Here is a 13,362-nt window from a genome sequence, read left to right on the forward strand (position 1 = left end):
AAACCAAGCGTCTCCACTTATTGTAGAATCGCCTGGTTTATAGAGACTTCATTTTGGGTTTAATTTTTTTATATCAACAATTTTTAATAATGGGGGTAATAATGCTGGTGATATGGATATGGGTACGGATGGCCATATCCAATGCCTGGTCCGCCAAACCCAAGTCCAGGATAATAACCTAACCCTGAGCCTGGTCCGCCTAAACCTAGACCTGGTGCGAAACCAACGCCCGAACCCGGACCACCTAAGCCCATACCCGGATAAAAACCAGGTCCAAATCCTGGTCCCCCAAAACCAAGTCCTGGTCCAAAACCTAACCCTGAGCCTGGTCCACCTAAACCAAGTCCTGGTGAAAAGCCTACCCCCGAGCCTGGTCCACCCAAACCTATTCTTTCATCAATTGGAACATGGACAATATAATTTATATGATTATACGGACTCACTTTCATCCTCCTCATTTCGTGTTTCTTTAGAGCATATGCTTTTTGGGAATAAATTCCTGGGTATTCGTCCTGAATCTTCAAATTATATATGACAAATGCGGATGGGTATTTTTTTAACTAAGCTTCTCGGTACTTGAAAATACAGTTTCTGAAATTATGTTTTTGTACAAAAAAGCAGGTAGCCCAAACAGCCACCTGCCATCTCTCTTACTTTTCGTTTTTCATTAATACGTCAACTACCGTTTCCTGAGGCATGGGGACGGTTCTTTTGCCTCACTTTAGCCTAAAAAGTGATGCATGAGAACCGTCCCCATGCCTCACTCATCAATTCAGCAATTGTCGTAATTCTAGTGCAATTCTGCGGTTTGTATCAATTATTTCTTCGACGATTCGTTTACTTTCTGGGTCCAGATCTCCTTTTACAAGTTCTTCCGAGTACTGAACACCATATTGATCCATCCCTTTTAAAGCATCCTGGATAATCCCTTCAGTTTCGTCAGGGACTATCATCTTATGCATGTAGCTTTGCAGCTTGCCTTTGAGCCCTTCACTATCTGCAGGAACTCCCTGTAAATTTTGAATTCGTTCGGCAAGCACCTGAGCCGATTGCTTCGCCTCTTGCTGCAGAGATTGAAATTTCTGCTTTATGGCTTGATCCTCCAGCTTTTGAATATGGTGTTCAAAAGCATGGATTCCCATATAGGTTCCTCTTAATAATGTGTTTAATTCCTCAAGGACAATTTCGTCTTTATTCATTCCATTCACATCCTCCCTGTTATTATGAAGCGTGAGAGAGGTTTTATCCTTTCTTTTATTTCCTTATCCCAATTCATGATAAACAGCTTTCCTTTTTGATAACTAACTTCAATAATCCTTTTTGAAACACGAGAACCGTCCCCGTGCATCAATTAAGGCAGGCTGCCCAAAGGGCAGCCTGCCTTCTCGCTTACTTCCTGTTTTTCTTTAATACGTCAACAACAGTTTCCATACTAACATTGCCAGCCGCATCTGTGGCCGTCACCGTTAATGAATTCTTATGTTTTTGCTTTGGTAAAGATACCATAAACTTACCGTTTGCATCTGCTACAGCTGTGCCTAGCTCCACATTGCCCATCATGATCTTAACAATTGCACCGGCTTCTGTTGTCCCTGTGACAATCGTATCATTATGAATGACTGGGTCGACCTGTGGAGCATCTGGTGCAGTTACATCCTTAACTGTCACGACTGTCGCTTCACTTACATTACCAGCCGAATCTGTTACAGTAACGGCTAACTTGGTACCAGCTGCTTGTTTAGCAATCTCGATTACAAAGCTTCCGTCCTCTAAAGCCGTACTTGAACCAAGAATGGTTCCATCAACAGACACTTCTACCGTTGAACCTGCTTCTGCCTTGCCTGTTACTTTAGTCGATTGGTCAGAAACTTCGTTTACAAAAGGAGCCTCTGGAGCTACAATGTCCTTAACCTCTTGGACAATTCTACCTTCCACCGCTGGTGCTACTGGATTGAACTTTTCTAAATAGGAAGTAAATACTTCAAAGTCTACAATGTATAACTCTGTGATACGTCCTTCGTCCTTCGCCGTTTTAAACATGCCGTAGCCATCGCCGCCGTCCGCAGTAAAGGCATTCGTCGCTATTCGATACGTTTTATCCAGTTGGAGTTCTTCATAGCCATCAGCTGTTAAAGCCTCCACATACCAGACTCGTTCACCAACTGGTTTCGCTGGATCGTACTTGAACTTTAACCCTGATACCTGCATGAATCCACCTGCACCTGGAGCGCTCACACTGTGCTCTAAGGCAGCAAGAATTTCTTTACCTGTTAGGTCTAGAGTGACCAGGCTGTTGCCGAATGGTAATACCGTTAACACTTCTCCTAATGTGATATCTCCTTGATCAATGGAGGCACGGATTCCACCGCCATTTTGCATAGCGATATACGTTGGGATGAACTCATTGGCTTTCGCTGCCATTCCGTCGGCAATTAAGTTTCCTAGGTTCGTTTCCTTGCTGCGAACATCACCGCGTTCACCATTTAGTGGAACAGATGTACTTCCTACTACCTGTTTTTGTAGTTCTGTTAATGGAGCTTTAAACTCCTCTACCTTCGCTTTTGCTGCAGTATCCTCTGCATATTTGCTTAAATCTTTCAGTTCACCGTCGTAATCAGAAATCACACCATTTTCATCAAAGGTTACATCAACCACACCAAGGTATTTTAAATACTCACTTGCTTGCACAATTAGTGTCGGTTCCGCTTTATCTACAACCACTGGAGCATCTAGTTTTGTATGGGAATGCCCGCCAACAATGACGTCAATCCCGTCTACCCTTTTGGCTAAATCCAGATCTGGTTGATAGCCTAAGTGAGATAAGGCAATAATTTTGTTTACACCTTGTGCTTCAAGCATTTCAACTGTCTCATTGGCTTTTTCAACGGCATCTTCAAATACAATGTCATCAGCAGGATTTGCTAGGAAGGTTGTATCTTCTGTTGTTAATCCAAAAATCCCTACTTCTTCTCCATCCACTTTTTTAATAATGGCCGGGAAGATTTCACCTTGTTCATTCGTTCCACCGATTTCGTTATTGAATAGTGGTCCTAGTTCAGGATCGTTTGTCATGTTTATGTTGGAAGTCACAATTGGAAACTTAGCCTCCTTGATAAAGTTCGCAAGGGTGGCCGAATCCTTATCAAACTCATGATTACCGAGAGTCATAGCATCATAGCCTAGTTGATTCATAAAAAACAAGTCCGCTAGACCTAGATACTGTCTGAAATATAATGTTCCTGAAAACACATCCCCAGCGTTTAGCAACAAGCTATTTTCCTTCTGGGAACGCACTTCGTTCACAGCCGTAATCAGTCGTGGGAATTGCTCTACATAGGCATGTGTATCGTTTGTATGAAGAAGTGACAGCGTAAATGGTCCTTTTTCCACACTTAAATCTAATTGAGCAACCAATGCATCATGGTCACTAGCACGTCCATGCTCTTCCATATACGGAGAGTTAAAGTTCACGATATCAAGTTTTGCTGCCTGAGCTAAGTTATTGGATACTAAAATATGATCCAACACTTGTGCATTTCCTTGATAGTTGTATGTGTATCTCTCAGAAGCAGGCAGTGTTTCCACTAAGTTCGTTAAGTCATCACCTTTTAATACCGCTAATGGTGCGGAAAACTCAAAATCGTTTAAGTCGCCTAATACGACTACATTTGCGTCTTCATTCTTTTCTTTGATGTCCGAGACAAAGTTATTTACGATCGTTGCAATTTGCACACGCTGTGCTTCACTTTCAAGGTATGGTGGTTGATTTTTTCCAAATAACGGCTGATCTCCGCCTTTTGAGTTGAAGTGATTGTTAATGACAATTACTTCTTCGCCGTGGAAAGTAAACTCAGCTGCAAGTGGCTTACGGCTGCTGTTAAATGCAGCATTTGTTGGGTCGATACGGCCAGGGTTTAATGTAAGAGAACCATTTTCGTAAGCGACAGCCGTTGTTGCATCTCCCTTTGGTGCATTATTCAACGTCACACGTTCAGGATTGTATAAATATCCAACGCGTATATTTCCTCCCGGGACTCCACCGTCTTTCCCGTCAACTGGTGCAATGTCTGTCCATGCATAGGTTGGTCCGCCAAAGCCTTTGATGGCATCGCTTAATGCCTTGTAGTTTGCATCCGCTTTGACAACACCGTTATTCGTTTCCCCACTTTCGTCAAGCACTTCAACTAGACCGATGATATCTGGAGAGTCTAAGTTCTCGACCATTGATTTTGCCAGCTTATCGCGTTTAACCGTGTCTGTTGCTACGAAGTTTTCGATATTGTAGCCTGCTATGGTTAGTTTGTCTTCTTCTTTTTGGATAGTTGTTACTTCATTCGTTCTTGGACGTTCGACAAGGTTAGGTAAATCAGCTGCTTTTGTGAGAATTTTGAAGTTACTAAACGTATAGCTGACCACTCCTTTGACAGTTCCATCAAAAGTATCTCCCGCTTTCGTTACAAAGCTGCGGTCATCTAGCTGAAGAAGCATTTTCTCAGGGTTTTGATTTTCTTTTGTTAATAGAGGAGTTCCTTCTTTTGTATATCCTTTTCCATCCACTTGACCTGTAATAACAGGGACTTCTCCATATTTCTGTGGCCCTGTTATAGTTGGATTATCAATGGAAACAAGCATACCTTCTAAGCTTTCATAAAAATCAATGCCATCTTCTGCTGGGTCAAATGTCCCAAATTGATCGTTATCGATGACAGAAGTTGGCGGCATCACGTCCTTACCGATCATGATTGGAGCTGGAAGCTGATTACCACTAGAAACCTTAGTAATCTTTCCCGATTGGGCATTAATTTCTGTCATGGCCAAATCAGTTTGCAGCTTCTCTGCATATCCATCTAGCACCCACTCTTTTACAAGTCCCGTAACGGTTACGCTATCCCCCACTGCCACACCATGGGATGGCTTGTAGACAAGAACCCCTTCTGATGTATTTAAGTTATTGTCTGGGTTTGGATCCTGCATGTAAAAATTGCTGCCGTCTACTACATAGGTTACGATCCCAGGCACATCTACTACATTTTTATCTTTATATGGTGAGGTATGTGATTGACCTTGAATGTCGCGAATTTTTAAGCCTGTTTCGCCAGTTCCTGGTTCATCTGGAGGTGGTGTTGTGCCATCAAATGAAATGGCCGTTGGAGATTTTAGGCCAGGTACTGAAAAATAAACTTCAAGTGAACCCGTAACAAAAACCTTTTTACCTACGATCGAGGGATTCGTTAATAATCCATAAGTTGAGCGGAAACTACTAGGGATTTGAACGGGTAGTATTTTCGTTGCGTCTCTTTCGGTTGGGCTATCTGCTATGGCAAAGTTTGTATCTGCGGCAAACGGAGCCTCAAAATCATATGTAGCTTTCCCGTTACTGCCGCTTGTAGTGTAACCTACAATATATCCTGTCACAGTGGCTGTCCCTGAATTATTCGCAATTGCCTGAGCAACTGTGATTGGTTCAGCCGCTTGTGCCCGAAATGGGAGAACCATGCTGATCAACATGACAAACATTGTCGTTATCGCAAATAGCTGTTTTCTAAGCCTCTCCACGTGTGTTCCTCCTTTTAATCTGTTTTATGGTACCCTCTATTAAGTAGTACTTCCACATCATCTTCCAACTCTATGAATATATCCTCCTTTCCCTTGGATGGAAGTACTAGGGGTATACCAACACCTTATCATTTCATCTAGTTATTTCATTTTGTTTAACTAAAATTTAACCATCATAATACAAGACATTAACATTTTTTACATAATATAGAATTTCCCAACCTTAAAACTATTATAATATTTATTGATTGTTCATTAATGAGAACTAATACCCATACCAATCTTCTTATATAGACATATCAGCTAGGATATTAATCTATAATACATACTTTCAATCAAAAAAAAAACGACAGCATAAGCCGTCGTTCAACCTAAATACCAGAAGAAATGGTATGTTGGTCAAAGATTCATATTGTTGGGGGGCAGCCACGAAAATAGATGCCCTCCTTTCACTCATCATTATAGAGACTTGTTCGCCGTTTCCTTGGTTTTTAACAAAGCAATAAATGCTATTAAGGAAGCGGCTATTAAGTAGAAGGCAGGTGCAAATTTGTTGTTTGTTTGAAGAATGAGAAATGTAGCAATGAATGGTGCAGTTCCACCAAAAATGGCGTTACCCAAGTTGAAAGACAATCCAAAGCACGTAAAGCGTACAGAGGTTGGGAACATCTCTGATAAGAACGTGGCGAGCACGCCATCATTTCCGGCCAATATGGCCCCAAGGAAGATCTGTGCTAACACGGCGTATACTCCTCCCAAGGGTAGAAGCATGAAGGCCGGATAGGAAAACAAAATAAACAATAAACTGGCTCCAATCAGCACTGGCTTCCTGCCTATGCGATCTGCAAGTGTACCAACAATAGGTAGAAAAATTACATAAGTTCCAAGTGAAGCGATGGTCGACAGAATTGATTTAACACTGTCAAAGCCCAACTCATTAGTAAGGTAGGTGGGCATGTAGCTTAGAATAGTATAAAAACCAACGGCATTGAGGCAGATTACTCCGAAAGCAACGATGATTTTTCTCCAGTTCTGACGAATGCTCTCGAAAACAGGATCTTGGGGCTTTTCATGGTCCATCTCTTTAAAAGCAGGCGTTTCTTCAACTCTCGTCCGCAAATACAAGGCGATTAAACCTAGAGGTCCTGATACAAGAAAGGGAATACGCCATCCCCAGCTGTGCAATGCATCCTGATTTAGAGAGAATTCAAGACCTGCCGCGGTCAAAGCCCCTATTAACAGTCCTGCCGCGGTACTCGCCGGCACAACACTGACAAGAAGTCCCCGGCGCGAACTCGGGGCATATTCGGCAATAAACAAGGAAGCTCCAGCATATTCACCCGATGCCGAAAAACCTTGAACAAGACGGCAGAGAAGCAGTAACGCGGGTGCGGCCATTCCTATCGTAGCATAGCTGGGAATTAGCCCAATTAGAAATGTCCCAAGTGACATCATGATAATCGTAAGAGTCAAGATCCGCTTTCTCCCAAGCTTGTCACCAAAATGTCCCCAAACGATTCCCCCTATTGGCCTTGCTATGAAAGAGATGGCAAACACCCCGAATGTACCTAACAATGCGGCTCGTTCGTTCCCGGGGGCAAAGAAGACTGCAGCGATGACCGTAGCTAGATATCCGTATGAAGCGTAATCAAACCATTCAATTAAATTCCCCATACCTGCTCCAAAAACAACTTTCTTTACGTCTGAGTAACTGACTTTCTTCGTTTCTATCGTACTTTCGGCTATTTGTTGGACTTCCATCTATTATTACCCCCTTGTTTTACATACCGATTATTAAAACTATTCCCATAATTCAGATAATTACAGCTATTTAAAGACCTTTGGAAACTAAATTCCAAAGGCAAACAAATAACAAAACGACGTTTTGTTTTACCTATATCGAAAGCGCTTACAAGTAGAATAGCATAGTAATATTTCTACAACAATTGGTATCAAACGCTAAACTTGTTGTTAAAAGTTCCGAATATTTTGTATTTATTGGACAAAGATACCAAACTTTGCAATTGACTATTTTATTGAGAAAGGTTTACTGTCGTATAATCTGCTGTTACTGTCGTATAAGCCCCTGTTTCTGTCGCATAAGCCGTTGTTACTGTCGCATATGCTGCTGTTACTGTCTGAACAAACTAATAAATCCGAAGTGGTACAAAGCCCTGATTCTAATGGCATATTTCTGTAGATTTTCAATAAATATTTATCCTATTTTATGATGTTTTTATTGCGTTTTAATGATAATTACAAAAAAAGAGCATTCCTCATGACAAAGAAATGCTCCATAAAACCTAGCCTATTCAATTTTTCATTGCACCAAGCACCCCATCTGGATCGACTAAGCCGGCAAAGGACCATGTCTTACCTTGATCCTTTGAGGTAAATTTCGCCAATACCTTCCCTCCCAAATAATCCCCTTGTGGACCTTGATTCACCAACAAAGTTCCTTCCGTACCGTGGAAAGTAGGAATCTCTGCTATTGTGAAGTAGCCCTGATATTCTTCCGGTATCGGAACCTCGACGCGTTCCCAGTTTGCCCCGCCATCGATCGTCCTATATAAATTTGGAATTGGCGGTTGTGCTTCATATCGTAATTCACCAAAGGAGATAAACCCTAATTGATCGTTAATAAACCCTCCGTCTGTCACTAAGGAATAGACGTCCTTAACCGATCCGGCGTTGTACCAGTTCTCTCCGCCATCGTTTGTTTTAAATACAAAGTGTGCCTCCCAACTCATCGTTTTATCACCTGTCACGATGAGATAACCATCCTTGTCAGATGTGAACCCTAGTATTCGCATGCGTAAAGATGGCAGCTGACCCGAAACCAACACCTCATTCCAGGACTTCCCTTTATCCCTGCTAACCAGAACAGACAACCCTTTGTTAAGTACAAACGCAGTTATTTCTGGTGTAATCACATAGCTGCGATCCATAAATTGTTGGTCAGTACCATTGGTTCCACTGCTTAATAAATTTTCAACCGCAACAGGAACTATCCTCCATTTTTTACCACCGTCATAGGTGACCCTTAGCTTATCATCCTTAATCTCATAATCTATTTTTTTAGATGGCTCTTCAATTCCGACATTCTTTCGATATTCTTCCAACGTTTCAACAGGCGGCAGCCCAATTTGCGTATCGGTTGTTCTTTCAATATTTGTTAACGTGTACGTTAAATTTTCTTCCTTTTTGAGGCTTAGTTTCCAAACGATATTAGGAACGACTCGGGTCTCCTGCATCTTTCCCCAACCGTAATCAATTTTTTGTGTTCCTTCAGGTAACTGAACTTGAAAAACGACCGCCACAATAAAATAGTTCTCATCTCCCGATAACTTGGTAAATCTGGTAAAGCTCTTATTGGTAATCGCTCCTTCACTCACTAACTGATTCATGAAATCAAACCAGATTCGGTAAGCAATCGTTTCTGGTTTTTGATCACTTTCTTCTACCTGAACTGTGTAAGGGAGTTTACTGTTTATATCTACCTTTTTTACTTCAACTGGTTTCCTATTGGGATTTTCATGAATCCCATTAAACATTTGAAAGATAATGAAGATAACAATTAATATGGAACTAAAAAGGATTAACCTACTTTTCGTTTTTTTCAATGGAATTCATCCTTCATTCAAAATATAAACTTATTCCTCACGAAAAAATGGTTTATATAAATAACGCTGTGGAGTAATCATATCCTAATAATACCAGAAAGCTGATTCCTAAAAAAATCGGAATATTCGTTTTCAATTGCCCTATTTTTGTAATGGTGTAAAGAATTCTCCACCACATGATATATAGTAGAAGGATAAACAAACTGCTCTTACTTCCCAAAAATAAATCTCGCAACATCAGTCGTCGATATAATTTTTTTGTCAATTTATTTTCAACTACCATTCATATAACCCCTTTGAGTCAAATTGCATCCTGTTTCAAATCCTCCACTATACTATCATATTAAAATAATACCTATTCCAATATATAGAAGGCAAAATAAAAATACTGTATCCCTTTAAGGAAGACAGTATTTTTGAATTTAATGTATATAATCGATCTATTAAATCCACTTAGCAAACCAAGCTACATAATAAGCCGCAGGAATAAACAGAAGTTGAGCCACAATTGTCCCCAAGAATTTTGAACTAATCATAGTCAATGAATAGCTTTTTAAGTAAATATAATCGGTTTGCTTTTTCATTACTCTATCAGCTAACACCGACGCTTTGGGGTCAATAAACAATGTCAATAGAATCGTTGCTATACCATTTATAATTCCAGATGACATCAATGCCGCCTGAGCATAATCTTTAGGAACTAACATTGAAGCATAAATTGAAGATAGAACACCAATCGTAAAAACAGCTGAAATGATGACATTAATCACAAAGAGCCGTTTTGGAATGGTTTTTAAGGTAATTCCCTTCAAATAGGCAAATCTCGGCATCCTTAAACACATAAAAACTTTTCTTAAGCCATTTCGATTGAATTGATCAACAAACAGCGCAATGATTGAACCACGTTGATTAGAAAGTTGAACAATGGCTCTTGAAAAGATATTGATGAACGTTGGAAATAAAAGTATCCCCAACAAAACCCCTATGGAGGTCACAGCTATTAAGATCCTATATTGTTCTTCGATAAAGTGCAATTTGTTTACATCAGGTGCCTCTGCAATAAGTTTTGCTGTAAGAGGTTGTTGAATCATTGTAGAAAACCTTGAAACAATCACCAGTGTACTAAACAAAGATAAAGCAGTGGCGATTAATCTTACTCTTGCTCCTGAAATTCTTGTTGAATAAGCTAATGTTTCAATCATTGTAATGATCAATAAAAACAGAGCGATAATAATTACTTTACCTGAAATTAGTCCCATAAATAACCCCTAAAAAAATATGATAGCCGTATTATAAACTAAATTATTTTCTTTTGGAATTATTAGAAGTGAGAGTAAAAGGATAAAATCGTTTGGTATTTCAATTTTAAGCATCGCTCAAATATGATAACTTCTCTTTATTAGTGAAGTTTCACATCCCTTGTGAGTCTTTTAGAAAAGTTGTTAAATATTCAACGTTGGTTATTTTTTTATTGCATTCTAAGCTATCGGCACAAATGAGATTTCCGATGGACTTGTAATAATCTGGGTTCTTTGATTTTTTCGCTTTTGTTACGGTGGAAAAATAGGCAACCTCTCCAAAGCAATTGCAGAAGGAACAAAGATTTTTTTTACTAGTCGGTGCAAATTCGCATTCAATGCCGACCAATTTCCCCTCCAGCTCATATACTATAAATTTCTTATTCGATCTTAGATCGTTCCAGCTTAAATAGGTCAACTGGCTGTGGTCTATATTTGATAAATCAGGCATCTTTAATTTTTTATGTTTCGGAAACATTCTTTTCAGTTGCTGTTCGGTGATTTTAGGAAAGGGCAGCAAAAACTCCGAAAGATGCTGGATATATTTCTCATACTCTTTATCTGTTTTTAGTCTCGAAAGATCCAACATTTCTTGTTGTTCCGATGAGGCATTTGGAAATAGATCGGAGATTTTGGCATTGGCTAAGTCAATCACAGCAGTCAAAACGTTTTGAGGTACGTTCTTTTTGGTGCTGTCCTTAATGACAGCAATCTGTTTTTTTATAAAATTTAATTGTTCATTTTTAATAAACTTTTCGGTCATCTCTTCTATCTCCATTCATTTTGCTGAAGTCTCTTTACACTTATTTTAAAAAATATATCAACCTTCAAAAATGGAAAAAATGATTTAGAATCGTTTTTTACATAAAACAGCACTGATGAAGGATTTTCACCAGTGCTGCTCTCCTACTTTTTATGTGAATAAACAATTTTCTTAATGGTTTCAGGTGAAAGATAATACTCCTCAGCCAGTTGCTGGATGCTGCTGCCACTAATAAAAGAATTTCTAATGTCGGTATTTCGGCGGTCAAGCAGCCGTCTTCCTCCACTTGAAGTTCCCCATTTCCGATATTCCGTTTCCTGTTTAGGAATATAAAGGGTTTCCCCCTGAATATACTTTTGGATTTCCACAATTAGCTTTTCTGGTAAAACTTTGCTTGCATTCATATACTTCAATTTTGCTCGCCCCTTATTTGATTTTGAATAAAATAAGGTGCAAAGCCAAAATATTAGAAAAGCTTATTCAGCGATAAAATTAAATGTTTCGCCCCATGCAAAGTATCGCCTGTCTAATAATTGGCTTTGCATGAGTGGAAGAAGTACCAGACAATCTAACGTGATTCTCCATCTGTACGCACCCCCTTTAAAATTTAATTATAGCCCAATTCAATGAACTCATCTCACCTTTTTTAATTCCCATTTTAACATATCATTCACAGTTCCAATTTTATTCATCTTCAACTTTTCTAACACTCTAATGGATGGAATATTATCATGTAGGCACTCAGCAACTACTTTATCTACATGATCATTTGTAAACGCCCAATTAATAATTTCATTTACAGCTTCAGTTGCATAACCTTTGTTTTGTGCTGAAGGGATCATTCCATATCCTACTTCAACCGTATTTTCTGAATTAGGTTTACCTTTAAATCCAATATCACCAATAATCGTATTGTTTTCTTTATTGATTACTAGCCAAACACCCCAACCAAATTGAGTAGAATCCTCTTTAAATTTCTCCAAAAACATCTTTATATGAGGGCCTATTTTGTAATCTTCTGGTGAAATTGTTGATAATAATTCATCTGTGCAAGGAACAATCTTTAGTCTTTCTGTCTGTAATTCCATCTTCATACTCCTCGTAGATTATTATAATAACTAATGAATTTTTCTAAATATTTTCTATAAAACTCTATGATTTCCTTTAAATTCTCGAGATTAAATTTTATTCATCTTTCACTAAACTCCAGTTGTGAAATAATAGAGATTCCTTTCCCAAAATAATCGGTGCAATGACTAATTGGATTTCCATCAATTAAATTTTCTTTAATAAATTCACGACCAAGCCAAAAATACTGTCCCCTTTAAGGAAGACAGTATTCTTGAATTTAATGAAGATAATCATATATATTTTTCGCTAGCAACAAGCAGGTAACGGCAATAAACAGCGCACGAACATAGCCGCTTCCTTTTTTGATTGCAAATTTTGAGCCACAAATGGCACCTGCAAGCTGTGCGACTCCCATGATTAATCCATAAGTGTAATTTACTTGTCCAAGAAACATGAACATTAACAACGCGGCAATATTACTGCCAAAGTTTAGAAATTTTGCGTTCCCCGCAGCTTTTAAAAAATCAAAACCAACCAATAAAAAAGAAAAAATTAAAAATGAGCCTGTCCCGGGACCAAGGAATCCATCATAGAAACCAATCGAAAAAATAGCAATCGTAAAAATAATGAAGTGCTGGATGGACAATTTCTTTGGAGTTGACACGCTTCCCCAATCTTTCTTAAAAATCGTATAAATGGCAACGGCTGCGAGCATGATCAGCATCAATGGCTTTAGTACTTCAGGGTTTATCAAATGTACAGTCCACGCACCCAGCATCGAACCAATAAAAGTGAGCGGAAATAATTTATAAACTGACTTAATATCTAGTTTACCTGACCGATAAAACATAAATGTACTCGTTAAAGAACCTATAGTCGAGGCAAGTTTATTGGTCGCTACTGCTCCTGCCGGATTCAGCCCTGTAAATAATAATGCAGGTAGTGCAATCAGGCCGCCGCCACCGACAACCGAATCAATAAATGCTGCTAAAAATCCGAAAAGAATCAAAATCATTAATAATGTTGGGTCTAAGTCAAAATGCATGTCAAT

11 protein-coding genes are annotated in these 13,362 nt (G+C 39.2%); all 11 read right to left on the reverse strand.

The genetic code is table 11. The features are described from left to right. Positions 1 to 83 precede the first annotated feature (83 nt). Positions 84 to 443, reverse strand: a complete 360-nt coding sequence (locus V5M37_RS16750; protein WP_423798309.1) for a hypothetical protein — start codon at positions 441 to 443, stop codon at positions 84 to 86. 324 nt (positions 444 to 767) lie between these two features. Further along, a complete protein-coding gene (locus V5M37_RS16755; protein WP_423798310.1) occupies positions 768 to 1,199 on the reverse strand; it encodes a DUF2383 domain-containing protein in 432 nt (143 codons plus the stop codon). Positions 1,200 to 1,389: 190 nt separating this feature from the next. Further along, positions 1,390 to 5,556, reverse strand: coding sequence for a 5'-nucleotidase C-terminal domain-containing protein (locus tag V5M37_RS16760; RefSeq protein ID WP_423798311.1), 4,167 nt, complete (start codon positions 5,554 to 5,556; stop codon positions 1,390 to 1,392). A 459-nt stretch (positions 5,557 to 6,015) separates the two neighbouring features. Further along, positions 6,016 to 7,317, reverse strand: a complete 1,302-nt coding sequence (locus tag V5M37_RS16765) for an MFS transporter (RefSeq protein ID WP_423798312.1) — start codon at positions 7,315 to 7,317, stop codon at positions 6,016 to 6,018. A 551-nt stretch (positions 7,318 to 7,868) separates the two neighbouring features. Continuing rightward, positions 7,869 to 9,179 carry a WD40/YVTN/BNR-like repeat-containing protein gene (locus tag V5M37_RS16770; protein ID WP_423798313.1) on the reverse strand — a complete coding sequence of 437 codons (1,311 nt, stop codon included), beginning with the start codon at positions 9,177 to 9,179 and terminating at the stop codon, positions 7,869 to 7,871. Between the two features lie 52 nt (positions 9,180 to 9,231). Continuing rightward, on the reverse strand, positions 9,232 to 9,462 hold the full coding sequence (locus tag V5M37_RS16775; protein WP_423798314.1) for a hypothetical protein: 231 nt from the start codon (positions 9,460 to 9,462) through the stop codon (positions 9,232 to 9,234). Positions 9,463 to 9,622: 160 nt separating this feature from the next. Then, a complete protein-coding gene (locus tag V5M37_RS16780) occupies positions 9,623 to 10,438 on the reverse strand; it encodes a lipid II flippase Amj family protein (RefSeq protein ID WP_423798315.1) in 816 nt (271 codons plus the stop codon). A gap of 151 nt (positions 10,439 to 10,589) precedes the next feature. Further along, the gene (locus V5M37_RS16785; protein WP_423798316.1) at positions 10,590 to 11,240 is read right to left on the reverse strand and encodes a FusB/FusC family EF-G-binding protein; all 651 of its coding nucleotides are present in this window, start codon (positions 11,238 to 11,240) and stop codon (positions 10,590 to 10,592) included. A 143-nt stretch (positions 11,241 to 11,383) separates the two neighbouring features. Next, a complete protein-coding gene (locus V5M37_RS16790) occupies positions 11,384 to 11,653 on the reverse strand; it encodes a CD3324 family protein (RefSeq protein WP_423798317.1) in 270 nt (89 codons plus the stop codon). 219 nt (positions 11,654 to 11,872) lie between these two features. Beyond that, positions 11,873 to 12,328: a GNAT family N-acetyltransferase gene (locus tag V5M37_RS16795; RefSeq protein WP_423798318.1), complete on the reverse strand. Its 456-nt coding sequence runs from the start codon at positions 12,326 to 12,328 to the stop codon at positions 11,873 to 11,875. 260 nt (positions 12,329 to 12,588) lie between these two features. Beyond that, positions 12,589 to 13,356, reverse strand: a complete 768-nt coding sequence (locus V5M37_RS16800; protein ID WP_423798319.1) for a TSUP family transporter — start codon at positions 13,354 to 13,356, stop codon at positions 12,589 to 12,591. Between the last annotated feature and the right edge of the window lie 6 nt (positions 13,357 to 13,362).

This window comes from Neobacillus sp. SAB-20_R2A (assembly GCF_049568635.1).
Lineage (GTDB): Bacteria > Bacillota > Bacilli > Bacillales > Cytobacillaceae > Neobacillus > Neobacillus citreus.

Bases quoted from the DNA above. Each gene is read 5' to 3' on its own strand.
- V5M37_RS16755 (WP_423798310.1), bottom strand. From the start codon at position 1,199: ATGAATAAAGACGAAATTGTCCTTGAGGAATTAAACACATTATTAAGA.
- V5M37_RS16765 (WP_423798312.1), bottom strand. From the start codon at position 7,317: ATGGAAGTCCAACAAATAGCCGAAAGTACGATAGAAACGAAGAAAGTC.
- V5M37_RS16775 (WP_423798314.1), bottom strand. From the start codon at position 9,462: ATGGTAGTTGAAAATAAATTGACAAAAAAATTATATCGACGACTGATG.
- V5M37_RS16780 (WP_423798315.1), bottom strand. From the start codon at position 10,438: ATGGGACTAATTTCAGGTAAAGTAATTATTATCGCTCTGTTTTTATTG.
- V5M37_RS16785 (WP_423798316.1), bottom strand. From the start codon at position 11,240: ATGACCGAAAAGTTTATTAAAAATGAACAATTAAATTTTATAAAAAAA.
- V5M37_RS16795 (WP_423798318.1), bottom strand. From the start codon at position 12,328: ATGGAATTACAGACAGAAAGACTAAAGATTGTTCCTTGCACAGATGAA.
- V5M37_RS16800 (WP_423798319.1), bottom strand. From the start codon at position 13,356: ATGCATTTTGACTTAGACCCAACATTATTAATGATTTTGATTCTTTTC.